Source organism: Blautia sp. 1033sp1_1033st1_G9_1033SCRN_220408 (genome assembly GCF_040929965.1).
GTDB lineage: Bacteria > Bacillota > Clostridia > Lachnospirales > Lachnospiraceae > Blautia_A > Blautia_A ammoniilytica.
The window spans coordinates 89531-114383 of the sequence record NZ_JBFKZO010000010.1 but is presented as its reverse complement, the minus strand read 5'-3'; the positions used below and the strand labels follow the sequence as shown (position 1 = coordinate 114383).

Sequence of the window (24853 nt, the reverse complement as noted above, 5' to 3'; positions counted from 1 at the left end):
CTTCAGGATAACCTTCCTCTTCATCATATTCCCATCCGCAAACGTCACATACATATTTCATTAGTTTGTTCCTCCTTATAAATATATTAATACACAGCATATATTACTGTTGTATTTGTGTTGTTCTGTAACCTTAATATGTATAAATGCTTTTAGCATTTCCATAATCCATGCAGGTTACAATATGCATATACTTCTTCTACCTGTTCACCATCGCAAAGACAAAAATCTGCTACCGGCTCCTGCCCTGGATTTAACTGTTTTCTGTATATTCCCTGGTTTGTATTTAATGTAATCCACTCAATGAAATGCTCTTCAAGCATTGGATGTTTTGTCTCTCCGACCACGACATGAACATGACTGCCTTCTATCGTATATACAGGTACATGCTTCTCGACAGCAGCATCTGTCACTCCGGCTTTTAATTCCTGCATAGGTTCTCCGCAACAAATTACAGGTACACCCTTATCCTTTACCTTTTCAACGATGTTTCCACAATGCTCACAAATATAATACCTTACTTCCATGCCTTTTTCTCCTTCCATGTGTAAAATTTATAATTCAATTGTCTCCATAATCTTTTTCAATGAATCTGCAGATTCCTTAAGCTTTAACGCTTCCTCGCCACTTAAATTAATAGGTATATCAGACTCAATACCATCTGCACCTACAATAGCTGGCATACTTAACTATACTCCGTCAATATCATATACTCCATGAATCATATGTGATATAGGAAGTATTGATTTTTCATCTCTCATAATCACTTCGCAGATTCTTTTTACAGACATTGCAATTCCATAATATGTAGCGTACTTTTTGTTTATAATCTCATAAGCACTGTTCTTGACTGCTGTAGCTATTTCTGCCGTGTTTTCCTTGTACTTGTAATGTCCACGCATTTCACACATCCGTTATCTTTTTCTGCTTCTTTAGCGTTCAATATAAACAGTCCATAACTCAACTTATACATTGCTTTCCTATCCATGCTGTTCCTCCTTTACCTTCTCCCTGCATTTCGGGCAAATGCCTTTAAATGAAATATCATAATCCACAAATTCAATTCCATGAGTGTTATGAATTCTTTCCAGCAAATCCGGTATTTGATCCATATCCACATCAAAAATTTCACCGCACTTTATACATCTTACATGGTAATGATTTTTACCATAAATTTTACTTTTGTTTAGCTTTTGTGACACGAGGAGTTCACAATTTTTCCGTATAATAACATCATCAAGTTGATACAGATGAATTGCAAAAGCAAACATGGATGCTGCCTGGCACATAAGATTTGTACATTGCGCATTCCCGTATCATAAATAAAAGAAGACGGTGATTGTATTAGTGATAGATCTTTTATGATTGCCGGACTTCGACCAAAAATAACGAATAGTTTATATAGATTATAGCCCGGTGCATAGCACCGGGCCACGTTTGTATAATATGTGATTTATTTTTATTCTGTTTTACCAAGTGCAATCTTTCCCATTGCATCTGTCTGTAAAATTGCATCATAAAGCTCTATCGGCTGCACATCTCCGGCAAGATTATGAATCGTTTCACCAGGAACACATGCATTTTCAGCAATTGTCTTAACCTGCTCCTGTGTTGTAACGCCTATTTCTTCCAATGTTACAGGAAGTCCTACTTCAAGACAGAAGTCCTGAACTTCTTTAAACTCTTCTTTTGAAGCACCCTCTAAAACCAACTGCACTAAAGTACCAAGAGCTACACAGCAACCATGATCCGCATGTGCAATTCCAAGAGAAGTAACGCCATTATAGAAAGAATGTGCTGCAGCGCAGTTTACATTATCTGCTCCTACACCTGAAAGATAGACATTAGCTTCAATAATAGCCTCCAGAGCTGGAGTTACTGCATGTACTTTACATGCTTCCACAGCTTGTTTTCCATAAGTAACCAGTGTATCATAACATAATCTTGCAAGTGCCTGACCTGCTCTTGTGATTCCTGTTCCCTCCAGACTTGCGGATTCTGTTCGAATTGAAGCACGTCCCTCAAAATAAGTACCAAGCGCATCACCCATTCCGGCAATCAGAAATTTTACCGGTGCATTAGCGATAACTGTTGAATCTACCATAACTGCATCTGGGTTTGTTGGATAAAATAAATATTTATCAAAGCTGTGATCATCGTTATAAATAACAGAAAGTCCTGTACATGGCGCATCCGTTGCTGCTACTGTTGGAATAATAACAATATGTTTTCCTGTATAATATGCAGTTGCTTTTGCTGTATCGACAGCACTACCACCACCTACTGCGACTACCGTATCAATTTCATCTTCTTTTACAATTTTTTCCATCTTGGCAATCTCGCCTTTACTTGAGATTCCAGCAAAAATCTCATAACGTCTATAATCGTTCTTATCACCAAAACTTTTCTCTATTTTATCATAGCATGCTTTATAACCACTTCTTGAACAGACAAACAGCCATCTCTTTCCCATATAGCCCATTTCTTCCTGAAATTTCAAAAGTGCATCTCTTCCCTGTACATATTTCAGTGGTTCACGCATTGCTCTAAGTCTTCCCATCATAATAAAAGTGCCTCCATGATTTAGATTGTGAAATTATATACAAAATATAGCACTTTTTTAAAGGATTATCAATATTTGTGGGCAAGTTTTTGCTGATAATATATAAAAGACTTTTGTACAAGCGTTGCTGGTCGCACATCGTGTGAACAGTAACTATTATCAACATTCTGTCGATAATTTATCTACAGGAAGACTGGAAATTTTTCGCGATACATGATATGATAGAAAACAGTATATTCTTGAATGCTAGAAACTATCCGATGTATGCAGTTCTTTATAATAATGCTTTAAATGGATTGGTTAAAAAGCATAACAAGATGTACAGGGATTATGAATTACCACATATTACCCCTCATGTATTACGACATACATTCTGTACGAATATGGCAAATGCAAGAATGACTCCAAATAATTTACAGTACATCATGGGGCATAAGAATATCACTATGACGTTAGGATATTACACACATGCTTCTTGTGAATCTGCAATGACAGAAATGTTGAGTATAGTCGCGTGAGTTTTACTACTCAATTTACTACTTTGAAAGAGTATTTTTTAAGAAGATTTAAGCCGATTTATAAAGCCTTTCCTTTTTCGGAACACCTCGGAAGCCTTGAAAAATAAGGATTCGTGACGATATAAGAGGATTTAAGCCAAAAAAGGAAAAGGCTATTATATTTTCAATATAAAATCAAATCGGTTCGGTCCATCCGGAACTTCAACCTTTTTTAATGCACCTTCCTCTACCAATATATCAAGATTTCTATATACAGTTCCTTTTCCAATTGTTGGGTATGCTTCTTTTATAAATTCATACACTTCATTTGCCGTAACGTGTCTTCTCATTTCGTATACGGCATTTCTTACAAGATCTTTTTGAATGGTATTTCTCCTACTTGTCATTCGTCCTCCTTATTAGGATTAGTTCTTAATAAGGATTATATACCACTATTATCCTGTTGCTAATAAAAATAGTAATAATTCTCATTATTATTATTTTATTTTGCGTTCAAATACATATTCTGAATCTGAAGATAAATCAGACCTAAACGAATATCCGAGTCTATCAAATTTCTGAATCTCCACCGGATTTTCAATATTATTTTCCGCTATGAATCTGACCATTTCACCACGAGCCATCTTGGCATAGGTACCTTTTGTTACCAATTTATCTCCGGATAACTCACAAAATACAATCGTAATATATCTGTCCTGTGGTGTCAGATACTTTTCTATACATTTTGAGTATTCTTTTGATGCAAGATTAATGATAATCCTACTGTCATCGATTACTGAGCGGTATAACAATTCTCCCCAGTACTCATACAGATTTTTTGCATCTCCAATTCCAACCTTTGCCTGCATTTCAAGACGATAAGGAGTCACACCATCCATTGGTTTTAAAATGCCATAAAACGCAGACAAGATTCTTAAATGATTTTGCAAATACTCAAACTGCTGGATTTCAAACACAGATGGTGCCATATATTGAAATGCAATACCTTCATATGCTAAAACAGCCGGAGTAAGCCTGTTATAAAGATCCATATTTTCCAATCTGTTAAAGTTCTGCTCTGCAATCTTGTCATTACATTTCCAGATAGCTTTCAGTTCTTCTTTTGATTTGCTTTTCATCCAGTTTAATACTTCTGCTGTCTTATCAATATAGACAGGCAGTTCAACCGGTGCTAAGTTATCGGTATCTACAATCATCTTTTTTGCAGGTGATAAAATAATCTTCATTATGCCAATTCCTTAAGCATATTTTCAGGATCATCTGCCGCCTTGACTTTATCATTTGCCTTTATAATGATTCCCTGCTCATCAATAAGATATGTAGTTCTTACTACACCCATAGATACTTTTCCATAATTTTTCTTTTCTTTCCAGACATCATATGCTTCAATAACTTTACGCTCCGGATCTGCTAATAGCGTAAATGTCAGTCCGTATTTTTCTTCAAATCTCTTGTGAGACGCTACAGAGTCCTTGCTTACTCCGAGAATAACAGCTCCCTTCTCAGTAAACTGTGGATAACGCTCAGAAAAGCCACATGCCTGCTTCGTACATCCTGGTGTATTATCCTTTGGATAAAAATATAAGATCACTTTTTTTCCTGCATAATCGCTTAATTTATGCACTTCTCCGTTCTGATCCGGCAATTCAAAATCCGGTGCTTTTATTCCTAACTCTAACATTTACTATTCCTCAGCTTTTGTATTTTTCACCTGTTTTCTTGTTCTTTTATTACCCGAAATCATTTTATGACCAGAATAGACTGCCATAATCATGCATATCAGAGAGCCAAATGCAAAGTATTTGTGTGCTGCTTTTAACCCTTTATATCCTGTATAAAAAGTTCCAATCATTGTGATTAAAGCTCCTACTGACCAATATTTATGTGCTTTCATGTAATTCCTCCATTTTTTCAGTGTATTCAATTCTAATTATACGCTACCATATTCCTATGTCAATTTGATAATAGAGCATTCCTATAAAATTTTTCAAAATATCATTGTCAAAACTATGTATTGTTATCCTTTAATTTTTCTTTGAAATAATTGACAAAGAGCTTGCTTTCAGGAGATTACTATTTAATCTCTTTTCCATCTATATATAGTTGAAATTTATCAGGATTATTGACAACATCATAGTCCTTTCCGTATTCTACAGGTCTATATTCGGCTGTCATTACCGATTCCCCGTCTTCAATATCCTCTTTCCATAAATAGATGTTCATATCAATGCTCGTCGCATATCCTCTGTCTGTGGAGAATTTTGTCGAATGAAAAGAATCATCCTTGTACATCTGCAAAAGTTTTCTTGCAAACGCTTCTCTATCCTCAATATCTTCCCTATTTGCGACCACGGTTATATTTTCATCCCGATTTACAGAAAAAGTTCCAACTACATCTGATTCGCCTTCTTTATGACTGGATTCAGATTTCCCATAAATACTTCCTGCAGCAATTATCAAGATTGCTGTTCCTGAAATCAATGCAATTATCTTTTTCTTCATATTTTTAATTTCCTTTTAATTTTTTTACTGCGTAATTGATTACTTCTTCCGGTGTGGGCCTGTCTCCTTTAAGTGTCATTTTCTTCCATTCTTCCTGCACAGCCGGGTCAGGATTATCAAATCCTGCATCTATGGCTATCTGCATTTCTCTGCGTACTTCTTCTGGTGTTGTGTTATACTTTTCTGCAATCTTCTCATATATAGTTTTCTCTCTCATTCATTTTCCTCAGATATATAAGTGGAATTATATCTTGTTCTATAAGATCAATTTAGCATATTTCTGTTGGCATGAAAAGAGACTTTACAACTTAAAATTGGATAAAAAGGACAAAAAAAGAAGAGCTGCTTGCTCTTCCCATATAGTAGTAGTAAAATAATATGTCATGCCAGCGCAATATATTACCTAGAATATCGCTATAACAGGAAAGGGGCTGCATTGTGACAGCCCCTAGTTTACTTCATCACGTTGTCTACATTCTGAATGAACTCGTTCCCTGGTTTATTTTAGCATCGATCTGGATTTTGTTTCATAAGGATAAATTCTGCCACAGAGCGGTCGTATGTTTTAATGTGTCCAAACAGCCAGTCGATTACATTTTTCTGTACAAGTTCACTGAACCGATCTGTTGGTCCTTCATACTCCTGAAGGTATTCATACAGTTCCTGAATTGTCTTTTTAAACTCTTCATGTTTTTCATAATGTTTTTCACGCTCTGGATAACCGGCTTTTTCCTGAAGCTTTTCCTCTTCTTTGAAATGAAAGTCAGTATATTCATCCAGATAATCCAGCATTTTGATTGCTTTTACTTTGCTTTCGCCATTTTGACAGGCAGTTACAAAGTTCTGGATACGGTCGATCAATTCTTTATGCTGGGTATCAATTGTTTCATTTCCTGTTACTAAATTGTCATCAAAGGTAATGTTTAAATCGTAAGTCATAATTTGACCTCCATTTCTTTTATATGTTCTCTTAGGATCTTTTAATGTCTGGCAGTTTCGTACCTGCATTTTCTGCTTAGTCTTCTACAGGAACGAAAACATCTTTTCCTAATCCGCAGATTGGGCATGTCCAGTCATCTGGAATATCCTCAAATGCAGTTTCTGGATCGATACCAGCGTCTGGATCTCCTACTGCCGGATCATAAATATATCCACATGGTTCACATTCATATTTTATCATAGTCATTTTCCCTTTTCAATGTCGATTTATTTTTGTTACCAAGTTCCTAGCAATTTTTCTAACACTTTGTTTCTTGTATATCTGTATTATACATGATAATTATTCTCTTATCAATAATAGTAATTATTATTATTATTATTGCACTTAGCATAAACTATATTTGAATTGCAAATTTACATATTGTATATATTATGGGAATATTTGAATAAAAAAATGAACTCTATTCATTAAAGACAGAGTTGCTGGAAATTATTTCTCTCCAACAACTTTCTTCGTCTTTAAGTCCTTGAAACACAATACTGTCCAATCAGATTCATCCAACTGTTATATTTATTCTTTTCACACACCTTTCGACAAATTTCATTTTCCATCAATACACAGAACATCTTATCATAATCAAATGCCCAAACAGCACCATTCACATGGTTTTCCACTGCTTTCTGATCTATGTACTTTAAACGTGTGACCATTTTTTCAATTTCTCCATTTCTCAAGTTACCGATATTTTTGCAGATAAACCGAAAGAAATTCAACGTTGCATATTCGTCATGCCAATGTAACTCTTCTGGATTGTTTTTAATTTTACTGGCTCGCTGCTGTTCTTTGATTATCTGATCAGCTACATCTTTCATCGAATCTTCGTATCTCATATTACTCACCTACTCTTCCTCAACGCCCAGTGACGGTCTAAATCTTTTATCCTTTGCCTGCGGTACCACGATCTCATGATTTTGATGGGAAGCAATTACTTACTACAACTTGCAGAAGCGGATATCCAAAAGGCATTGTGGGAGCTGCCTTTGCTGACCGAAATCCATCTTCTTATGTAAAACCTGCAGGAATATAAAGGGAAAGTGACTATCCCTGCCGATTAATAATCCAAATAATATCGTCTATACCAATCTCTCCTTATGCTGTTTTTCTCTCCATAAACCATTTATCCACTTCGTAAAACAAGTGGCTTTCCTGCCCCTGTATCATACAGGTGTACATCATTCCTACACCGCCTGCCTTTCTGCTGGCGCATCGCTCGATTTTCAAAATTCTGTCAATGCTATACTTTCTTCCATCCTCCCATGTAAAAAATATGGGAACCAACTGTCCGTCTTTCCGGAACTCTGCTACTACATCTACATATACTTTATTCATGCCGACACCTCACTATAAAATCTCAATTGCTCTTGGCGATGCCGGGATTCTGCGGATATATCCATTTAACTCCAACTGTTTGATTCTGGAAAAAGCAGATGATGTTGATCTTACTCCAATCATTTTTCCAAATTCCCGTACTGTCGGCGGATATCCATGCTCCTTCGTATAATCCAAAATACACTGATAACTTTCTTTCTGTTTTCTGGTTAATGCTTTTTTCAAATCTATCCCTCCAATTACCCATGAAAATAACTGTGTGGATGGATCGTGTGCGTACCAGCGTCTAAGTTGGATAAGACTTTATCCTGATACATTGCCGCTCGCTGTATACTGAAATAACCAAACCGTCGTCTGATCTCATCTACAGTACGATCCAGCTTCTCTAACTTTTCCTTTTTCTCCTGATTTCCAAATAAATCCAACTGCACGGGAATATCATCTAACACAAGATCCGCAGCTCGGATTCCCAGGCTTCTAATGGGATGTTCCCATTTATAATTATCTTTAAATAGCTGAAATGCTGCAGTTACAATCTCGTTTGTAATATTCGTTGGCTGTCGTAAATGTATCTGTCTGGAAAAACTATACAATCCATTATCTCGAACTGTAATTTCTACTGTTTTGCATTTAAATCCATGTTTCCGCAATCGTGCAGCTACACTTTCTGCCAATGCTATTTGAATGATCCAGACATCCAGATCATTTTCCAGATCTCTCGGTGTTGTAGTGCTATTACCTATCGACTTTACTGGTGCTTCATATCCTTCCTTGCAAACCGGATCTTCATCCCAGCCATTTGCGAAAGCCCATAATACATTTCCTATTTTTCCAAAATGACTCTCTAACAACTTTTCGTCTGATTCCGCAAGTTGCCCGATTGTCCGGATTCCAAGTTTTTGCAATTTCTTATTTGTCTGTCTTCCAACATAAAGCAAATCTGACGCTGGAAGCTGCCATATCCTGTCTTTATAATTTTCTCGATTAAACTCTGTGATTGCATCCGGCTTTTTATAATCTGAACCAAGTTTCGCATAAATCTTATTCCAGGAAATTCCAATACTTACCGTTACACCCAGTTCGTATTTAATCCGATGGCTGATTTCTCTTGCAATCGTCATTCCGCTTCCTTTCAGATTTCTGCTGTCCGATACATCCAGCCAGGCTTCATCAATTCCATATGGCTCGATCTTGTCCGTATACTCTGAATAGATTTCTCTTGCCATCTGTGAAAATCTCAAATACAAATCCATCCGTGGTGGTACAAATATGATTTCCGGACAAATCTGTTTTGCCTGCCATAATGCCATTCCGGTCTTTACACCTTTTTGCTTTGCAATATAATTTGCTGTCAGTACAATCCCATGTCTGGCTTCCGGATCGCCACCGACTGCCAGCGGCATTCCGGCAAATTCCGGATGATGCAGCATTTCTACACTGGCATAAAAACAGTTCATATCACTATGCAGGATCACACGCTCACTCAAACTTTTCACCTCCCAGCTGTTTCCTTCAACATGATGTCTTATCAATTTTTGTATGTTTAGTATATATCGACATTCCGGAGATAGTCAAGTAACATCTTGGTTGTATTCTCTCCATTTTGGAGATTATTGTTGATTTTATTTCCAACATACGGTATAATGCATATAGAAAATTCAAATAGAAATGAGGCGAACAAATGCGTGATTTCGGGGAAATATTAGCAGAAAATAGAAAAAAGAAAGGATACTCTCAATCAGATCTGGTAGACCTGCTTTCTCAGGAAGGTATTCAGGTCACTACAAAAGCAATCTCCAAATGGGAGACCAATGCACGAGAACCAGCTTTACATGTTTTCCTGACACTTTGCCAGTTACTTGATATCGAAGATATATATGAATCCTTCTTTGGAGAAAATCCATATAACATTATGAGTGGATTGAATGAAGAAGGCAGAAATAAATTGATTGAATTTGCTGATATTTTGAAAGCTTCTAAAAAGTTTTCTCCACTGTCTGCAAAGATTATCCCATTCCATCATCCTGTAGACATTGCCTGGGAACCTGTTTCTGCTGGTACTGGAAATTATCTGGAAGATTCTGTAAAAGAAACCTATGACGTAGGACATCTTGCTCCTGAGCAGACTGACTTTGGTGTACGGATCTCCGGTGACAGTATGGAGCCACTTTATCACACAGGCGATGTCGCATGGATTCAGAAAAAAGATTCTCTTGCTAATGGTGAAATTGGAATCTTCTATCTCAACGGTAATACTTACATCAAGGAATTACACGATGAGCCAGATGGTGTTTATCTGATTTCTTTAAATCAAAAATATCGTCCTATCCAGGTTTTGGAATCTGACTCTTTTAAGATTTTTGGAAAAGTAATCGGGAAATGCAAAGGTGCAGAAATTCCGGGATTCCATTAAATTTCAACATCAGGTTCATGATCCTGCTGATAACAATAAACAAAGGAAGTGATTGAATGGCAATCAATAATACACTAAAAGATATTCGTGAAGAACGGAATCTCATTCAAGCAGATTTGGCTGAAGCCATAGGTTCCTGCAGCCAGACTATAGGCCGCATCGAACGTGGAGAACGTAATCCCTCTCTTGAGATTGCAATCCGGCTGGCACATTACCTGAAAGTGCCTGTAGAAGATATTTTTCAAGTTGAAGATTGAAGCACAACAGCCAGAAAACCGAGGAGTAAAATCCCCGGTTTTCCTTTTTGCTCAAAAATTAGTGTAATCCTTTTACGAAGTCCACTGCGTTTTTCATATCTTCTCCATTAGGATGGTCTTTAGCAATACCTCCAACCAGTTTAAATGGTCCGAATGTGTCATACCCTTTGCACCCAAATTTTCCTATCACTTTAGAATGCTTCTTGTCCAAAATCTGCTCTAAGGATTTATAATTCGCACTTCCACCATAAGTACAAATCAGAAATATCTTTTTGTCATCCGGTAGGTTCTTCTCTGCAAATCCCAATATCGACTGATGAAATTTTGAAAAATAGATTCCTGATGCAAATCCAATCATATCATAACTGTTCAGATCTGCATTTGGCTGTTTTACAGCATCAATCAAATCGACCTGGCACTCTTCTGCTATGCTTTTTACTAATTTTTCTGTATTTCCATGATGGACAGATGCATATACGATCGCTTTTCTCATTTGTTTTCCTTTCTGCCTGCTCCATCAATCAGGTCATAACTCATATCCAAAAAGTCCAGTATCTTTGCTTCACTGACCGAACCTTCCAGTAAAATCGTGATCCAGTGCTGCTTATTCATATGGTATCCTGGTAAAAATCCATAAGTCTGAATAATCATGCTGATCATTTCTGGATCGCACTTTACGTCCATGATGTCAACCAGATCATTTCCCTCTAATCCCAATTTCGATTTTTCAACCGTCATGATCACTGCATACCATTTTCCATTTTCATGTCGGAGTACTGCACTGTCCGGTAGTTTACTCCATAAATATTCCGGAATCGTGCCATACTGTTTCTGCACATATTCAAAAATTTCTTCTTTCTTCACAATCTATTCAACTCCTGATTCTTCTGATATCCTGCCCATAATCATACCACATTTTCGTATCCCGTACTACCTGCAAAATTCTTTTGCATTTTCCCGGTTCTCCTGACTTTAACTAATAGAGGGGTAAAACAGCAAGGACAGGAAGTGAGGATACACTTCCGGAAAATCCCAATTTAGGGTACCCTGCCCTAAATTGAAAAAGCTGAAAGCAACTATACTACTACCCTCTCAGAAAGGAGAAATTACCAATGGCTGAAAGAAAGCGAAACAAAGAAATCCATTTTTATGTCACAGATGAAGAGCGGAAGCTGATTCGCAGGAAGATGATAGAATCAAAGACAAAAAACATGGGAGCTTATCTGCGGAAAATGGCAATCGACGGTTACATCGTCAACACTGATACAACTCCACTGAAGAAACAGTATGAGGAAATGCACAAGATTGGCATAAACATCAATCAGATTGCAAAGAAGGTGAATACTACTGGAGATCTGTATCCAGAAGAAATGAAAGAATTGAAAGAGATGGTGAAAGAACTATGGCATATATTAAGATCTTCCCAATTAAAGTAACAGACAAGAAAGCTCTGGACTATATCACGAATCCAGACAAGACTGATGAAAAACTGCTAGTTTCCAGTTTTGGCTGTTCCCCTGAAACAGCTGATCTGGAATTTGCCATGACGAGAGAACAGACAAAAAAGAACGGAATGGATAAAGGTGATAACCTAGCATTTCATCTGATCCAATCTTTTAAGCCTGATGAAACAGATGCAGAAACCGCTCATCGCTTAGGACAACAATTTGCAGATGAAGTACTGAAAGGAAAATATGAATATGTGATCAGCACCCATGTTGATAAAAATCATATCCATAACCACATCATCTTTAATGCAGCAAGTTTTGTTGATCATCACAAGTATGTTTCCAATAAGCGGAGCTACCATAAAATCTACCGGATCAGTAATCGCATTTGCCATGAAAATGGACTTGCCACCAGTATGCCAACCGGAGAAAAAAGTAAAAGCTATAAAGAGAACATGGAATATCATCGTGGCACCAGTTGGAAAGCCAAGCTACGTGTTGCAGTTGATAAGGCAATCTGGACTTCCATTAACTATGAGGAATTTCTACAAAAAATGCAGTTAGCTGGATATGAAGTCCGCCAAGGAAAACACCTGTCCTTCCGTGCACCGGAGCAGAAGAATTTCACTTATATGAAATCTCTCGGAAGCTATTATTCAGAAGAAAATGTTCGCATTCGCCTGGCTAAAAATCGTAGCAAAGTGAAAACTCCAAAGCATCTATCCAGAGAAGCTCGCCTGTATATCAATATCTCCACGTATGTTACAACCGGCAATCGAGAAGGATTTGAACGTTGGGCAAAGCTCAATAATCTGAAAGAGGCGGCTCGCACCTTCAACTATCTTTCCGAAAATAACCTGCTGAATTATGAAGATTTCAAACAACACGTTTCCGATATTGATGCTTCTGTTAAAGCGGCTGATCAGAGAATAGCACAAATCACCAGTGAGCTGAGTACACAGAAAGTCATTCAGAAACACTGTGATTCTTACCGGCTCTGCCGAAAAGTGATTGAAGATTGCAAATCTGCTAAAAATCCAAAAGCTTACCGTACCAAGCATCAGGCAGAATACCAGCTCCACGATTCACTAAAAAAAGAGCTTCAGGATCTCGGCGTTACCAAAATCCCAAGCTCTAATAAAATCCAGAAGCGGATTGAAAATCTTGAATCCGAACAGACTGCTACTGTCCGGGAAAAACAAGAATTACTGAAAAAGCAAAAGACTTTAAATATCATTCGTCAAAATTTCACTGCTCTGCTTAGTGAACAAAGTTCACAGATTTACCCTTCTCAACGAGATAATGTACAACTATAAAATGTTTTTCTTTAGTCGACTGATATGTAAGAAGAACACTGACTGCAAAATCAGTGTCCTTCTTTCTTCCTTTACATATATTTCATAATAGTCGGCAATAATACATTCATATCTATTGGTTTTGCAACATGATCATTCATGCCACTTGCCAAAGCCATCTTCTTATCTTCTTCAAACGCATTTGCTGTCATTGCAACAATTGGAATCTGCGATTTGTTACCATCTTTCAGTTCTCGAATTCTCCTGGATGCTTTATATCCGTTCATAATCGACATCTGAATATCCAGCAGAATCAGACTGTAGTAATTTAGCTTTGCTTTGTTAAACATCCATCTGTGGCATGTTGATGTCTAAAAGCATCAAATCGATTCCCAGATTCTCTTCCATAATCTGCGCTGCCTGATTTCCATTTTCAGCTTCCAGATAATCATAGGTTTCTCCAAGAAATTCTTTCAATATATCCCTGTTAAACTTTACATCATCGACAATCAGTATTTTTTGTCTTTTATTCATATTTTCTATTTCCTTTATTCTTGTGGTCTTTAGAAATCCTATAAATTAAAAAAGACACTCCCTATCGATAGTTTTTTAATCACTTTCCTTAAGAATGCTGATTATATTTCTTACATAACTGTTTATTTTTATACATATTAGCATCTGCATCATCCAATAACATCTGCATTGTACAAGACATATTATCGGAGGATAATGCCCATCCGCATGCATAGTCGATTGGTATTTGATTTTCATAACTATTTAATCTATCTTTTTCTCTGTACAAAACTTTTAATATTTCCTTAATTTCCGCCTCATTTGTATGATAAATGACTGCTATAAACTCATCTCCGCCATATCTTCCAACAAAATCCTTTTCTGGAATAACACTTCGCAAAAGCTTTGAGAAATTCTTTATTAACCGATCTCCTGCGGAATGTCCCATTGTATCATTTACAGTTTTTAGATTATTTAAATCAAACATTATGCATGCTGTAGAACCTGTAATTATATCTTTTTTATTAAGAAGGTCATTACAGGCATTTTTATTTGGCAGCCCAGTATGGGCATCTACGAATGCTTTCTGTTCCAGCAATCTGTTTTGCATTGCCATCTGCATTGCTTTTAGAGTCTGCATAATAACCAATATCACCAGAATCAACATATCAAGTGCCGACAAAAGCTCTATAGTACGAATCTTTATAGCGATCTTTTCTGAATAGCTTTCTGCGGCAGAGACAGTTTCATCTGCCATCGTAAAATATATTTCACTCATATTAACAATGTCTGTATTTTCGTATCCCTTGTTTCTTACTGCTTCAATTTCTGTTTTCAATTTATCCCAGTAATCACTCTGGATTTTCAATTTCCCCTGATATTCTTCGTCATTGAGTTTTACCAGATTATAATGTCCATCCTGATATCTCAATCCAAGAAGAATATCATCCAAATATTTAATTAATTCATCATTTTGGTTTCCTGTAATTTCTAATTTTACTTCGCGCTGTGTAGCTCCACGTACCAGACCTGCATAATTTATTACGCGTGCCGTCCCCTGCAGCCTGCTAATCTGAATCATCATAAAAATAACAAGAACCACTAATATCAATATAAGGAAACTCTGTATAATACCTATTATATCTTTATTTTTCCTGTTTGTCTGCATTTCACAATTTACCCCGAATCTCAAATAATATTCATTTCAATAACTATGCTATTCATTTACTTTCTCCCTATATTAGGAACAAATACTTTTAATAATCTTTTTCATCTTTTCAATATCCAAAGGTTTCGCCAAATGAGCGTTCATACCCACGTCAATGCACTTTTCAGCATCTTCCTGGAATGCATTTGCTGTTATAGCTATGATCGGTATTGTTTTTTGCATCTGAACGTTCTAATGATCTGAGTTTTCTCGTAGCTGTATATCCATCCATCACAGGCATCATCAGATCCATCAGAATTGCATCAAATGTTCCTGCTGGTTTCTCTTTAAACAATTCCACTGCCTAAATCACGAATAAACATCATATACGTCATCTGTTCAATGACATCCAGTGGATTGGTAAGTCCGCCTGTCCAAAATATTTCCCATAAACCATCAATTTTATTTTTCAACTCACCTATTATCATGCTTCTTTTTTCCTCCACTTTCGCCAACAACTTAATATGTAGTATAACACGAAGTAGGGAAACTGTCATTTATTATTGTATATTAATGCCTTATAAAGAATAATGTCAGACAACAAAAAATCACTATACTCATTAATTTCGAGAAGCATAGTGATTTTTAGATAGTACAGCATTTTAATTTATAGAATTTTCAAAAATTTCAATTATTATTTTCCAAGAGCTTTTCCCAAAACTGCATATAATTCTTCCACTTCTTCCTGTGATAAAGTAATTCCCTTACTCATCTTTTCATGTTCTGGAGCCCAATCCCTGATATCATATTTTGGAGTTGCTCCATTCCAGGAAATCCTATTAATTTCTTTTCTCCACCCTTTAGCATTCTCAGAAAGAACTCCGATTTCTTCTACAATATCATATTTAATGTCTGCCATTTTTCCTTCACCTCACAAATTTCTCGATCTATGCTGATAACTAACCATAACATCGTAAACCATATTATCACCACAGATCTTGCTTTTTCTGTTACGTAGTATAGCATAAGCTCTTTTGATTTGCAAAATATATACAAAAAAACAATTCAAAATCTCACAATACAACTCTTTTGATCTAAATCAAAAAACAGGAACACTCCAAACTCATGAGTGTTCCCTGCCTTATTTTGTATCGAAGCTCTTTGTTCATTTAGTGGGCCATCTGGTGGGCCATTTTTTTAGAAACTATATGAATCTATACAACCTTACATCTTAGGTGAAAATGTGCTAAATGCCCTAGCTATCGGTATTTAACCACCTTCGATATTTTAAGGGAAAATACGTGAAATTGGCTCGTAGATTACGATACCTAATTTCATTGCTTCTGCATATCCTACACCAATTTATGAAAATAAAAAGATCCAGAATTGTGAAATCCCAACCCGACTCACAATCCTGGATTTTTAAATATGTATTGCCTAATTTCCATGTAACTTCCATAAGGCGCTTTATCCTCATTCGAATTTTTCTTTTAATTTGAGATACATTTTATACAATTCTTCTTCCTTGCTCTGAGCATCGGAATCTTTTTTGTATTCCTCAAGAACGGCCTGGGATGGTGTCATAACACTACTAAGTGCTTCCTCTGTAGCATGTGTGTACACATTCTCTACACTGATTGCCTTATGCCCCATTTTTAATGCAGTATTCACTACATTTGCATTTTTGGCAGTATTCGCCATGGTATCTGCAGTGTGTCTGAGTGAATGAAGACACAGCCCTTTCATCTGACCGCCTTTAGTGAGATGCACATCTCTGTCAATATTAAGCTTGTCACATAATTCCTTAAAGCACACTTCCATAGAAGCATTTGAACGTCTCTTACCATTAGCAAATGTTGGATAGAGCAAGTCATCCGGATTGTCTTTACATTTAAGTCGGGTCTGCTCCATCATATACAATACACATTCCCGGCATAGATCCGACATCATTATGAACCTGGCTTCTCCATTCTTGGGAACTTTTGTGTAATATTCTATCCCTTTTTCCTTATCATTATCCTTAAAACGAACAGATCGTGCCTCTACAATATGAATCTTGTTATTCTCTAGATCCACATTGTCATTTCTCAAAGCGGCAAATTCTCCGATTCTAAGCCCTGTTTCCAATAGAAATAATACAACAACCGGATACTGTCCCATATTATTTTTGTAGGCATAATAAAATTTCTGAATGTCTTCTGGCGTGAATACTTCTTTACGATTTTTGATATCATCTTCTCTTTTCTTGTCGTATTCATCAGAAATTTCCTTTTTTATTCTCACCTGGGCAACATAATTCTCTTTAAGCAAGCTCCGATCAACCAGCCATTTACAACAGCGTTTACATAGCTGCATCGGCAGAGAGCAGGTTTTCTTACTCTTTAATTCTAATATTGTATCAAAATACCGTTCAAATTCCACAGCATTCAGCATATGAAGCTGGTACTTTGATATTGGAAAATCAAAGAAATTCCGGTTCATGTTATTAATATATGTATGATAGCCGCTTCCAGTTATATTGGGCTTTACCTCCGTCTCAATATATTCAGACATATATTCGCCAAAGGTCTTGGCTTTATTAATCTTTGTATCTCTGCCTCTCTCAATTTCCTTCTCCCAGGCGACAAGATCCAGCTTTGCTTTTTCACGGGCTGCCTTTTCTGTTTCTCCCACTCGTTTAATTCTTTTTGGTTTCCCGGTCTTTGGATTAATGTATTTGCTTTGTACTACACATTCATATTTTCCGCTTGGCAGTTTTCTTACATTGCCCTCACCATTTTCTTTTCTGCCCTCATAGTTCTTCGCCATTTACTTCCTCCTCTGTAGCAATTATCACTTTTTTGAATGACAGTGATTTTTTCTTCCAAAAGTGATACCAAAAGGTGATAGTAGGTAAATTATAAAACGCCCCTACCCACAATTCAATTGGTAATATTTACCAATCATCCTTGTGTTTAGGGGCGTTTAATTACTTCTCGCTTGGACACATTAGCTAAAAAATAGCTATTATTTTATTATTTGTTATAGTTTACGATATCGCCAAACTCTGGTTTCAGAGAAGCACCGCCAACAAGACCACCATCAATGTCAGCCTGTGCAAACAGTTCAGGAGCTGTCTTTGCATTTACAGAACCGCCATACTGGATACGGATCTCAGCTGCAGTAGCCTCATCATAAATCTCAGCGATGCATGCACGGATGCCAGCGCATACTTCCTGTGCCTGCTCTGTAGTAGCTGTCTTACCTGTCCCGATAGCCCAGATCGGCTCATAAGCGATCACAGCAGTCTTAGCCTGCTCTGCAGTCACACCCTGGAATCCAACCTTTACCTGCTGACGGATAAAGTCCATTGTTACGCCCTGCTCTCTCTGAGCAAGTGTCTCACCACAGCACATGATTGGTGTGATACCATGCTCGAATGCTTTCAGCATTTTCTTGTTTACAGTTTCGCTTGTCTCTGCGAAATACTCTCTTCTCTCAGAATGTCCGAGAACAACATATTTAACACCAGCATCTGTAAGCATGTTCGGAGAAATCTCACCTGTGAAAGCACCCTTCTCCTCAAAGTACATATTCTCAGCACCAACCTGGATATTAGATCCTTTTGCAGCCTCAACTACAGGAAGGATATCGATTGCAGGTACGCAGAATACTACGTCTACCTCATCATTTACTACTAATGGCTTTAAAGTCTCTACTAATTTAACTGCCTCACTTGGAGTCATGTTCATCTTCCAGTTGCCGGCAATGATTTTCTTTCTAGACATTTTATATATCTCCTTTTGCACTCATTAAGTGCTTGTATTATTGGAATCACCATGTCCACTAAATTCAAGCTTCACCTTCGGTTCGCTTTCATTAAGTGTCCAGGTGGGCTTTCATACTAAATTCGGCCTGCACCTACGGCTTGCCCTCATTAAGTATTCAATGCCTATTTATCGTTAGCTGCAGCTACTCCAGGAAGCTCTTTGCCTTCCAAAAACTCAAGAGATGCACCGCCACCTGTGGAGATGTGTGTCATCTTATCGCCATATCCAAGGATATTAACTGCTGCTGCGGAATCACCGCCACCGATAATGGTTGTTGCATCTGTATCAGCCAGAGCCTTTGCAACAGCCTCAGTACCATGTGCAAAGTTCGGCATCTCAAAGCATCCCATCGGTCCGTTCCAAACAACTGTCTTAGCATCTTTTACAGCATCTGCAAACAGCTTCTCTGTCTCCGGTCCGATATCCATACCTTCCCATCCATCCGGGATCTCGCCACGTTTCACAACCTTGATATTGCAGTCATTAGAGAAAGCATCTCCAATTCTATTGTCTACAGGAAGAAGAAGCTTAACGCCTTTTTCTTCTGCTTTTTTCATCATATCCAGTGCATACTGAAGATAATCATCCTCGCAAAGGGAAGTTCCGATGTGTCCGCCCATTGCTTTAGAGAATGTGTAAGACATACCACCACCGATGATCAGGGTATCGACCTTGTCAAGAAGATTGTTGATAACGGAAATCTTGCTGGATACCTTAGCACCGCCAAGGATTGCAACAAACGGTCTGTTCGGGTTATTTACTGCATTGCCAAGGAAATCAATCTCTTTCTGCATTAAATATCCAACAACAGCTGTATCAACATATTTGGTAACACCTACGTTAGAGCAGTGTGCTCTGTGAGCTGTACCAAATGCATCGTTAACAAACACATCGCAAAGAGATGCAAGTTCCTTGCTGAACTCGTCACCATTCTTTGTCTCTTCTGCACGATAACGTGTATTCTCAAGAAGGATCACATCTCCGTCCTTCATAGCTTCTACTGCTGCTTTTGCATTTGGTCCTACTACTTCAGGATCTGCTGCAAATTTAACTTCCTGTCCAAGAAGCTCAGAAAGACGTACTGCAACCGGTGCAAGTGATAATTCTGGCTTCGGCTCTCCCTTCGGCTTACCCAGGTGGGAGCAAAGGATAACCTTTCCACCGTCAGCGATCAGCTTCTTGATTGTAGGAAGAGCTGCCACCAGACGGTTCTCGTCTGTGATCTTACCATCCTGAAGAGGTACATTAAAGTCGCATCTTACAAGGACTTTCTTGCCTTTTACGTTGATATCATCAACAGATTTCTTATTCAGCATCTTGTTATGCCTCCTTTTAACTTTATACAGACAAAAAGGCCCGGTCCTATACAGACCGGACCCTTCTCTGAGTCTATTTGTATGCTTTACAGCACTGAAACCCTACTCTGCCGGAAATTAAGCGTTCAGCAGTTTACCAAAATGTTTGATTGTACGAACCATCTGGCTTGTGTAGGAGTTCTCATTGTCATACCAGGAAACAACCTGAACCTCTGTTGTGCCATTCTCAAGTGGAAGAACCATTGTCTGAGTAGCATCAAACAGAGAACCAAATCTCATACCAACGATATCGCTGGATACGATCTCGTCCTCGTTGTAACCGAAGGACTCATTGGAAGCTGCTTTCATAGCTGCGTTGATCTGATCCTTTGTTACATTTCCTTCAACAACTGCTGTAAGGATAGTAGTGGAACCTGTTGGGGTCGGTACACGCTGTGCGGAACCGATCAGTTTGCCGTTCAGCTCTGGGATAACCAGACCGATAGCTTTTGCAGCACCTGTGCTGTTCGGAACGATATTAACTGCAGCTGCACGGGATCTTCTCAGATCGCCTTTTCTCTGCGGTCCGTCAAGTGTCATCTGATCGCCTGTGTAAGCGTGGATTGTGCACATGATACCTGATTTGATCGGAGCAAGGTCATTTAATGCTTTAGCCATTGGAGCTAAGCAGTTTGTTGTACAGGAAGCTGCAGAAATGATGTGATCCTCTTTTGTAAGAGTCTCATGGTTTACATTGTAAACGATAGTCTTCAGATCGTTTCCAGCCGGAGCGGAAATGATAACATGCTTAGCACCAGCATCGATATGAGCCTGTGCTTTGTCTTTGGATGTATAGAAACCTGTGCACTCAAGAACAACATCTACACCGATCTCTCCCCATGGAAGCTCAGCAGCGTTAGCTTTTGCATAGATTTTAATCTCTTTTCCGTCAACAGTGATGGAATCCTCGCCAGCTTTAACTGTATCTGCAAGAGCGTATCTTCCCTGTGTGGAATCATATTTTAATAAGTGAGCCAGCATCTTAGGAGATGTTAAATCGTTGATAGCAACGATTTCAAATCCCTCTGCTCCGAACATCTGACGGAATGCAAGACGACCAATACGTCCAAAACCGTTAATTGCAACTTTTACTGCCATGATAAATTCCTCCTATGAATTAAATGGTAAATTATGATGTACCTTTGTTAAAGAAACATCAACCTACGGCATATTGTACCTAATTCCAAACAAAAATTCAAGAGCATTTTAGAAAAAACCTTACAATCATCTGTAAAAACTTCCTAAACTTATGCTACAATAAAGAAGTATGTTCAAATGAAAGGAGTTTTCAGCCATGAAGAACCAGATCCTGTGGGACTGCCATATGCACTCTTCATTTTCTGCAGATTCAGAAACACCAATGGAGGACATGATCCAGGCAGCCATTTCCAGAAATCTTTCCGGCATCTGCTTTACAGAACACTTTGATCCGGACTATCCTGCTGATCCGGACGGCCTGACTTTTGACCTTGATATCCCGGCTTATCATGCCAGGCTGCATCATCTGAAAGAGAAATACAGCCAGGATCTGCAGATCCATTTTGGGATTGAGATCGGACTTCAGCCTCATCTGGCCCGGCAGTTCCGACAGCTTTTAGAAGATTATCCCTTTGATTTTGTGATCGGATCCTCCCATGTGGTACATGGTCAAGACCCATACTATCCGGAATTTTATAAGGGACGTAAAGTTACCCGCTGCTATATGGAATACTTTGAATCTATCTTGGAGAATCTTTCTGTATTTGACCAAATGGATGTTTACGGCCATCTGGACTATATTGTCCGATACGGCCCAGGGCAAAATGCCTCCTACTCATATGGACGTTTTCAGGATATCCTGGATGAGATCCTGAAGCAGCTGATCCGCAGGCAGGTAGGACTTGAACTTAATACTGGTGGCTATCATTATGGTCTTGGAGAGCCTAATCCATGCAGCCAGGTGATCCGGCGCTACCGTGAGCTTGGCGGAGAGATTGTTACCATCGGAGCTGATGCACATGATCCGTCCAAAGTGGCTTACGGCTTTGAAAAAGCCGCAGACCTTTTAGCAGACTGCGGCTTCACATATTACACTGTTTTTTGCGGACGAAAGCCTCAGTTCCTGAAGCTTTGATTGATTGATCAATCCCATTATTTCTGTATTTTCTCAAAGAGAAGGGAGAGGAAACCTCTTTCTTCTCTTTCTTCGAGTTTTACGTAAAGTGTGTGGATCCATGCTGTGATCACGTCGATCAATACCGGTGAAAATGTCATCAGGATAAACACAAGGATAATCATACCAAACTCCAATGCACCCAGGGCAAGAAGCTTCTGCAGGATCACCGCAGCTGCAAAAAAGATAAACTGCATACCGTAAATGATCACTTTACGATACCGGTTCAACGGTGCATAAACCGTCTTCAACGCTGCCATATAATTCCATCCTGTAACAAGCACACAGGCTGTGTTCAGCATCTCATTAGAATGATATACATTCTGGCATACAAGCATAATAGTAAATACACAGCCTGTAATCGTAACTGCTGCCGGAAAGGCATTCATAAATACATACCGTAGAAAGCCCTGCTGGATCCTGTTAAAATTATTTTCCTGTGCAAGCAGGAACGTAGGGATCCCCACGGCGCAGGTGCTGATCAGAGACATCTGAATTGGTTCAAAAGGATAAGCATCCCCCCAGAAAATTGTGATCAGGCAAAGCAGCACCGAAAAAATCGTCTTGATCAGAAACATGGATGCTGCTGTACGAATATTATTTACCACACGCCTTCCCTGGTTCACAATATCCGGCATAGCAGAAAAATTAGAATCCAGAAGCACTATATTTGCAATATTCTTAGCAGCATCACTACCCTCTGCCATTGCTACACTACAGTCAGCCTCTTTCAGGGCAAGTACATCATTCACACCATCCCCGGTCATAGCTACTGTATGCGCCTGTTTCTTCAAGGCCAGCACCATTTCTTTTTTCTGCTGGGGTGTTACCCTTCCAAATACAGAACACTCTGCCACTGCCTTTTCCATCTGCTCCGGTGTGGTGATCGTAGTAGCATCTATATAATGATCCGCATCCTTAAGTCCTGCCTTTCTTGCAATGGCAGCAACCGTAACCGGATCATCTCCTGAAATCACCTTAAGATCCACACCCTGGCTGTCAAAAAATGCCAGCGTTTCTGGTGCATCCTCACGGATCACATCTGTAAGAAGAAAAAGTGCCAAAGGCTTCAGATCTTTTGGAAGCTCTGTACCTGTGCTTTCCTCTTTGCTTGCTGCAAGCACCAGCACTCTAAGACCCTGTGCACCATAAACTGCACAAACATCCAGAAGCGGCTGATTTCCTTCTGGAAACAAAAACTGTGCTGCTCCCATCAAATATGTGCCTTCTCCTTCAAATACAGCACCACTATATTTCCTGTCTGAGGAAAAAGGAATCACATGGGAAACCTTCAAATCATTCTTCTTTGTAAAGTAATGATTTAAGGCCTCAGCTGTAGCATTTTTATCTTTCAGCACATAAAGCAGATTACCCATGATATGGCGGATCTCTTCCTGGCTTTCTTCTGAGTCTTCAGCTGTTTCTGGATTTGACAGCTGAACCACAGGCTGCTCTGCATCTACTTCAACTATATTGGTTTCAGCTGTATCTATTTCAACTGGAATTGTATTGGCTGTATCTGCCACAGCAACAGGCAGGGCAGGCAAAACTTCTTCTGTCTTCCCGGTATCTTCAGTCCGTTTTAAAGCCATCTTATAAGAAACCACTTCCTGTACCTTCATAGAACCGGAGGTGATGGTGCCTGTCTTATCCAAGCACAAGGTATCTACCCTGGCAAGCGTCTCAATACAATACAATTCCTGCACCAATGTATTCTTCCTGGTAAGGTTCAATGCTCCCAAAGTCAATGCCACACTGGTAAGCAGAACAAGCCCTTCCGGGATCATCCCAAGAACTGCAGAAGCCATATTTACCACTGCATCCCGGATATTATCACCTGCTATATAATACTGCTTGTAAAACAGCAGCATTCCCATAGGTACAATAATAATACTGATCACCTTCAGGATCGCATTCAGGGAATTACGCAGTTCAGAATTATGTCTTTTAAACTCCTTTGCTTCACTGGTGATCTGTGACGCATAATTATCTTTCCCTACATGAACAACCTGACAGCAAGCCTCTCCTGCTGTGACAAAGCTTCCGGAAAAAAGATCGTCCCCAGGATTCTTGGCCAGATTGTCTGCCTCACCTGTAAGGAGAGATTCATTTACCTCAATACTTCCCTCAAGCACTCTGGCATCCGCTGGGATCTGATCCCCGGTCTTCAGAAACAGAATGTCATCCAGAACAAGCTGATCTGTAGGAACACTCCACTTCTGTCCTTCCCGCAACACCACTGCTTTACTCTCAGTAAGGATTGCCAGCTTGTCCAGGGTCTTCTTTGCGCGGATCTCCTGAGCGATACCTATCACTGTATTGACAATGATGATCCCGACGAACATGGAATTCTTATATGATCCCACTAAAAGAACCAGGACAAGAAGCACCAGATTGAGAAAGTTGAAAAATGTCAGCGTATTCTCCCGGATAATCTGCTTATATGTCCTGGTATTAGGGTTCTCATTTGCATTTACTTTGCCTGCATCGATTCGTTCCTGAACCTGTTGATTTGTAAGTCCTGTCATCGTTATTTTCCTTTTTCGTAACTG

29 protein-coding genes and 7 pseudogenes are annotated in these 24853 nt (G+C 38.7%); 6 read left to right on the top strand and 30 right to left on the bottom strand.

Going from position 1 to position 24853, the window contains the following annotated elements; all coding sequences use genetic code 11:
• The 5 genes and pseudogenes from AB5916_RS09595 to AB5916_RS09575 all read right to left on the bottom strand — a co-directional run.
• On the bottom strand, positions 1–61 hold a 61-nt coding region (locus tag AB5916_RS09595), incomplete at its 3' end, for a rubredoxin (RefSeq protein WP_243280095.1).
• A 91-nt stretch (positions 62–152) separates the two neighbouring features.
• A complete protein-coding gene (locus AB5916_RS09590) occupies positions 153–527 on the bottom strand; it encodes a desulfoferrodoxin family protein (RefSeq protein ID WP_368190529.1) in 375 nt (124 codons plus the stop codon).
• Between the two features lie 27 nt (positions 528–554).
• A pseudogene (locus AB5916_RS09585) lies at positions 555–911 on the bottom strand (L-lactate dehydrogenase); the annotation flags it as partial.
• A 69-nt stretch (positions 912–980) separates the two neighbouring features.
• Positions 981–1166 (bottom strand): annotated as a pseudogene (locus AB5916_RS09580) (transcriptional repressor); the annotation flags it as partial.
• Positions 1167–1459: 293 nt separating this feature from the next.
• Entirely contained in the window at positions 1460–2560 is a 1101-nt protein-coding gene (locus tag AB5916_RS09575) for a glycerol dehydrogenase (protein WP_368190537.1), read from the bottom strand.
• A gap of 230 nt (positions 2561–2790) precedes the next feature.
• On the opposite strand from AB5916_RS09575, the pseudogene AB5916_RS09570 reads away from it, so the two are divergent.
• Positions 2791–3081: pseudogene (locus AB5916_RS09570) on the top strand (tyrosine-type recombinase/integrase); the annotation flags it as partial.
• Between the two features lie 161 nt (positions 3082–3242).
• On the opposite strand, the pseudogene AB5916_RS09565 reads toward AB5916_RS09570, so the two are convergent.
• The 12 genes and pseudogenes from AB5916_RS09565 to dinB all read right to left on the bottom strand — a co-directional run.
• A pseudogene (locus AB5916_RS09565) lies at positions 3243–3467 on the bottom strand (transcriptional repressor); the annotation flags it as partial.
• A gap of 90 nt (positions 3468–3557) precedes the next feature.
• Positions 3558–4307, bottom strand: a complete 750-nt coding sequence (gene yaaA, locus AB5916_RS09560; RefSeq protein WP_024854728.1) for a peroxide stress protein YaaA — start codon at positions 4305–4307, stop codon at positions 3558–3560.
• Complete coding sequence (gene bcp / locus AB5916_RS09555; protein WP_368190527.1) at positions 4307–4762, bottom strand: thioredoxin-dependent thiol peroxidase; 456 nt, start codon at positions 4760–4762, stop codon at positions 4307–4309. The genes yaaA and bcp overlap by 1 nt, the downstream gene beginning before the upstream one ends.
• Positions 4763–4765: 3 nt before the next feature.
• The gene (locus tag AB5916_RS09550) at positions 4766–4975 is read right to left on the bottom strand and encodes a DUF6219 family protein (RefSeq protein WP_008708189.1); all 210 of its coding nucleotides are present in this window, start codon (positions 4973–4975) and stop codon (positions 4766–4768) included.
• A gap of 179 nt (positions 4976–5154) precedes the next feature.
• The gene (locus tag AB5916_RS09545; protein ID WP_368190525.1) at positions 5155–5583 is read right to left on the bottom strand and encodes a hypothetical protein; all 429 of its coding nucleotides are present in this window, start codon (positions 5581–5583) and stop codon (positions 5155–5157) included.
• A 4-nt stretch (positions 5584–5587) separates the two neighbouring features.
• Positions 5588–5800, bottom strand: a complete 213-nt coding sequence (locus tag AB5916_RS09540; protein WP_026648209.1) for a sporulation initiation factor Spo0A C-terminal domain-containing protein — start codon at positions 5798–5800, stop codon at positions 5588–5590.
• A 287-nt stretch (positions 5801–6087) separates the two neighbouring features.
• Entirely contained in the window at positions 6088–6522 is a 435-nt protein-coding gene (locus AB5916_RS09535) for a bacteriohemerythrin (RefSeq protein WP_368190523.1), read from the bottom strand.
• A 76-nt stretch (positions 6523–6598) separates the two neighbouring features.
• Entirely contained in the window at positions 6599–6763 is a 165-nt protein-coding gene (gene rd, locus AB5916_RS09530) for a rubredoxin (RefSeq protein ID WP_020993356.1), read from the bottom strand.
• Positions 6764–7041: 278 nt separating this feature from the next.
• Positions 7042–7413, bottom strand: a complete 372-nt coding sequence (locus tag AB5916_RS09525) for a hypothetical protein (protein ID WP_368190521.1) — start codon at positions 7411–7413, stop codon at positions 7042–7044.
• Between the two features lie 259 nt (positions 7414–7672).
• Positions 7673–7912 carry a hypothetical protein gene (locus AB5916_RS09520; RefSeq protein ID WP_005344271.1) on the bottom strand — a complete coding sequence of 80 codons (240 nt, stop codon included), beginning with the start codon at positions 7910–7912 and terminating at the stop codon, positions 7673–7675.
• A gap of 12 nt (positions 7913–7924) precedes the next feature.
• Complete coding sequence (locus tag AB5916_RS09515; protein WP_117594103.1) at positions 7925–8137, bottom strand: DNA-binding protein; 213 nt, start codon at positions 8135–8137, stop codon at positions 7925–7927.
• A 14-nt stretch (positions 8138–8151) separates the two neighbouring features.
• Entirely contained in the window at positions 8152–9399 is a 1248-nt protein-coding gene (gene dinB, locus AB5916_RS09510; RefSeq protein ID WP_342982307.1) for a DNA polymerase IV, read from the bottom strand.
• 194 nt (positions 9400–9593) lie between these two features.
• Here dinB and AB5916_RS09505 point away from each other — a divergent pair, with 194 nt between their 5' ends.
• Both AB5916_RS09505 and AB5916_RS09500 read left to right on the top strand, forming a co-directional pair.
• Positions 9594–10325 (top strand): XRE family transcriptional regulator, encoded by a 732-nt coding sequence (locus tag AB5916_RS09505; protein ID WP_342982306.1) that lies wholly within the window; start codon positions 9594–9596, stop codon positions 10323–10325.
• Positions 10326–10381: 56 nt separating this feature from the next.
• Positions 10382–10582 carry a helix-turn-helix transcriptional regulator gene (locus AB5916_RS09500; protein WP_005344265.1) on the top strand — a complete coding sequence of 67 codons (201 nt, stop codon included), beginning with the start codon at positions 10382–10384 and terminating at the stop codon, positions 10580–10582.
• A gap of 58 nt (positions 10583–10640) precedes the next feature.
• Here the strand turns inward: AB5916_RS09500 and AB5916_RS09495 are convergent, their stop codons facing one another.
• Positions 10641–11075 (bottom strand): flavodoxin family protein, encoded by a 435-nt coding sequence (locus tag AB5916_RS09495; RefSeq protein ID WP_342982305.1) that lies wholly within the window; start codon positions 11073–11075, stop codon positions 10641–10643.
• Positions 11072–11446, bottom strand: a complete 375-nt coding sequence (locus AB5916_RS09490; RefSeq protein WP_195255570.1) for an MmcQ/YjbR family DNA-binding protein — start codon at positions 11444–11446, stop codon at positions 11072–11074. Before AB5916_RS09490 ends, AB5916_RS09495 begins: the two co-directional genes overlap by 4 nt.
• A 248-nt stretch (positions 11447–11694) precedes the next feature.
• On the opposite strand from AB5916_RS09490, the gene AB5916_RS09485 reads away from it, so the two are divergent.
• Together AB5916_RS09485 and AB5916_RS09480 are read left to right on the top strand one after the other, a co-directional pair.
• Positions 11695–12018, top strand: a complete 324-nt coding sequence (locus AB5916_RS09485; protein WP_342982304.1) for a MobC family plasmid mobilization relaxosome protein — start codon at positions 11695–11697, stop codon at positions 12016–12018.
• Positions 11985–13346, top strand: a complete 1362-nt coding sequence (locus AB5916_RS09480; RefSeq protein ID WP_368190517.1) for a relaxase/mobilization nuclease domain-containing protein — start codon at positions 11985–11987, stop codon at positions 13344–13346. The genes AB5916_RS09485 and AB5916_RS09480 overlap by 34 nt, the downstream gene beginning before the upstream one ends.
• Before the next feature lie 71 nt (positions 13347–13417).
• Here AB5916_RS09480 and AB5916_RS09475 read toward each other — a convergent pair whose 3' ends face one another.
• From AB5916_RS09475 to gap, 10 genes and pseudogenes are all read right to left on the bottom strand, one after another.
• Complete coding sequence (locus AB5916_RS09475) at positions 13418–13675, bottom strand: response regulator (RefSeq protein ID WP_368190516.1); 258 nt, start codon at positions 13673–13675, stop codon at positions 13418–13420.
• Positions 13674–13859: pseudogene (locus AB5916_RS09470) on the bottom strand (PleD family two-component system response regulator); the annotation flags it as partial. The gene AB5916_RS09475 and the pseudogene AB5916_RS09470, both read right to left, overlap by 2 nt.
• 88 nt (positions 13860–13947) lie before the next feature.
• A complete protein-coding gene (locus AB5916_RS09465; RefSeq protein WP_342982300.1) occupies positions 13948–15006 on the bottom strand; it encodes a GGDEF domain-containing protein in 1059 nt (352 codons plus the stop codon).
• A gap of 72 nt (positions 15007–15078) precedes the next feature.
• Positions 15079–15349 (bottom strand): annotated as a pseudogene (locus tag AB5916_RS09460) (response regulator); the annotation flags it as partial.
• Between the two features lies 1 nt (position 15350).
• Positions 15351–15473: pseudogene (locus AB5916_RS09455) on the bottom strand (type I restriction-modification system subunit M N-terminal domain-containing protein); the annotation flags it as partial.
• Between the two features lie 206 nt (positions 15474–15679).
• Positions 15680–15904 carry a YdbC family protein gene (locus AB5916_RS09450; RefSeq protein WP_215661095.1) on the bottom strand — a complete coding sequence of 75 codons (225 nt, stop codon included), beginning with the start codon at positions 15902–15904 and terminating at the stop codon, positions 15680–15682.
• Positions 15905–16458: 554 nt separating this feature from the next.
• Positions 16459–17793 carry a tyrosine-type recombinase/integrase gene (locus tag AB5916_RS09445; RefSeq protein WP_368190515.1) on the bottom strand — a complete coding sequence of 445 codons (1335 nt, stop codon included), beginning with the start codon at positions 17791–17793 and terminating at the stop codon, positions 16459–16461.
• Between the two features lie 206 nt (positions 17794–17999).
• Positions 18000–18752: a triose-phosphate isomerase gene (gene tpiA, locus AB5916_RS09440; protein ID WP_368190514.1), complete on the bottom strand. Its 753-nt coding sequence runs from the start codon at positions 18750–18752 to the stop codon at positions 18000–18002.
• A 164-nt stretch (positions 18753–18916) separates the two neighbouring features.
• Positions 18917–20110 (bottom strand): phosphoglycerate kinase, encoded by a 1194-nt coding sequence (gene pgk / locus AB5916_RS09435; RefSeq protein ID WP_158420613.1) that lies wholly within the window; start codon positions 20108–20110, stop codon positions 18917–18919.
• 117 nt (positions 20111–20227) lie between these two features.
• A complete protein-coding gene (gap, locus tag AB5916_RS09430; RefSeq protein WP_173726426.1) occupies positions 20228–21247 on the bottom strand; it encodes a type I glyceraldehyde-3-phosphate dehydrogenase in 1020 nt (339 codons plus the stop codon).
• Between the two features lie 196 nt (positions 21248–21443).
• On the opposite strand from gap, the gene AB5916_RS09425 reads away from it, so the two are divergent.
• The gene (locus AB5916_RS09425) at positions 21444–22262 is read left to right on the top strand and encodes a histidinol-phosphatase HisJ family protein (RefSeq protein ID WP_368190511.1); all 819 of its coding nucleotides are present in this window, start codon (positions 21444–21446) and stop codon (positions 22260–22262) included.
• A 17-nt stretch (positions 22263–22279) separates the two neighbouring features.
• On the opposite strand, the gene AB5916_RS09420 is transcribed toward AB5916_RS09425, so the two are convergent.
• Positions 22280–24829, bottom strand: coding sequence for an HAD-IC family P-type ATPase (locus AB5916_RS09420; RefSeq protein WP_368190510.1), 2550 nt, complete (start codon positions 24827–24829; stop codon positions 22280–22282).
• Between the last annotated feature and the right edge of the window lie 24 nt (positions 24830–24853).

Bases quoted from the DNA above. Each gene is read 5' to 3' on its own strand.
- AB5916_RS09575 (WP_368190537.1), bottom strand. From the start codon at position 2,560: ATGGGAAGACTTAGAGCAATGCGTGAACCACTGAAATATGTACAGGGA.
- bcp (WP_368190527.1), bottom strand. From the start codon at position 4,762: ATGTTAGAGTTAGGAATAAAAGCACCGGATTTTGAATTGCCGGATCAG.
- AB5916_RS09535 (WP_368190523.1), bottom strand. From the start codon at position 6,522: ATGACTTACGATTTAAACATTACCTTTGATGACAATTTAGTAACAGGA.
- AB5916_RS09545 (WP_368190525.1), bottom strand. From the start codon at position 5,583: ATGAAGAAAAAGATAATTGCATTGATTTCAGGAACAGCAATCTTGATA.
- AB5916_RS09465 (WP_342982300.1), bottom strand. From the start codon at position 15,006: ATGCAGACAAACAGGAAAAATAAAGATATAATAGGTATTATACAGAGT.
- AB5916_RS09445 (WP_368190515.1), bottom strand. From the start codon at position 17,793: ATGGCGAAGAACTATGAGGGCAGAAAAGAAAATGGTGAGGGCAATGTA.
- AB5916_RS09590 (WP_368190529.1), bottom strand. From the start codon at position 527: ATGGAAGTAAGGTATTATATTTGTGAGCATTGTGGAAACATCGTTGAA.
- AB5916_RS09495 (WP_342982305.1), bottom strand. From the start codon at position 11,075: ATGAGAAAAGCGATCGTATATGCATCTGTCCATCATGGAAATACAGAA.
- AB5916_RS09525 (WP_368190521.1), bottom strand. From the start codon at position 7,413: ATGAGATACGAAGATTCGATGAAAGATGTAGCTGATCAGATAATCAAA.
- AB5916_RS09485 (WP_342982304.1), top strand. From the start codon at position 11,695: ATGGCTGAAAGAAAGCGAAACAAAGAAATCCATTTTTATGTCACAGAT.
- AB5916_RS09420 (WP_368190510.1), bottom strand. From the start codon at position 24,829: ATGACAGGACTTACAAATCAACAGGTTCAGGAACGAATCGATGCAGGC.
- AB5916_RS09540 (WP_026648209.1), bottom strand. From the start codon at position 5,800: ATGAGAGAGAAAACTATATATGAGAAGATTGCAGAAAAGTATAACACA.
- yaaA (WP_024854728.1), bottom strand. From the start codon at position 4,307: ATGAAGATTATTTTATCACCTGCAAAAAAGATGATTGTAGATACCGAT.
- AB5916_RS09450 (WP_215661095.1), bottom strand. From the start codon at position 15,904: ATGGCAGACATTAAATATGATATTGTAGAAGAAATCGGAGTTCTTTCT.
- AB5916_RS09505 (WP_342982306.1), top strand. From the start codon at position 9,594: ATGCGTGATTTCGGGGAAATATTAGCAGAAAATAGAAAAAAGAAAGGA.
- AB5916_RS09480 (WP_368190517.1), top strand. From the start codon at position 11,985: ATGGCATATATTAAGATCTTCCCAATTAAAGTAACAGACAAGAAAGCT.
- AB5916_RS09425 (WP_368190511.1), top strand. From the start codon at position 21,444: ATGAAGAACCAGATCCTGTGGGACTGCCATATGCACTCTTCATTTTCT.
- AB5916_RS09520 (WP_005344271.1), bottom strand. From the start codon at position 7,912: ATGAATAAAGTATATGTAGATGTAGTAGCAGAGTTCCGGAAAGACGGA.
- AB5916_RS09500 (WP_005344265.1), top strand. From the start codon at position 10,382: ATGGCAATCAATAATACACTAAAAGATATTCGTGAAGAACGGAATCTC.
- tpiA (WP_368190514.1), bottom strand. From the start codon at position 18,752: ATGTCTAGAAAGAAAATCATTGCCGGCAACTGGAAGATGAACATGACT.
- rd (WP_020993356.1), bottom strand. From the start codon at position 6,763: ATGATAAAATATGAATGTGAACCATGTGGATATATTTATGATCCGGCA.
- AB5916_RS09550 (WP_008708189.1), bottom strand. From the start codon at position 4,975: ATGAAAGCACATAAATATTGGTCAGTAGGAGCTTTAATCACAATGATT.
- AB5916_RS09475 (WP_368190516.1), bottom strand. From the start codon at position 13,675: ATGTTTAACAAAGCAAAGCTAAATTACTACAGTCTGATTCTGCTGGAT.
- gap (WP_173726426.1), bottom strand. From the start codon at position 21,247: ATGGCAGTAAAAGTTGCAATTAACGGTTTTGGACGTATTGGTCGTCTT.
- pgk (WP_158420613.1), bottom strand. From the start codon at position 20,110: ATGCTGAATAAGAAATCTGTTGATGATATCAACGTAAAAGGCAAGAAA.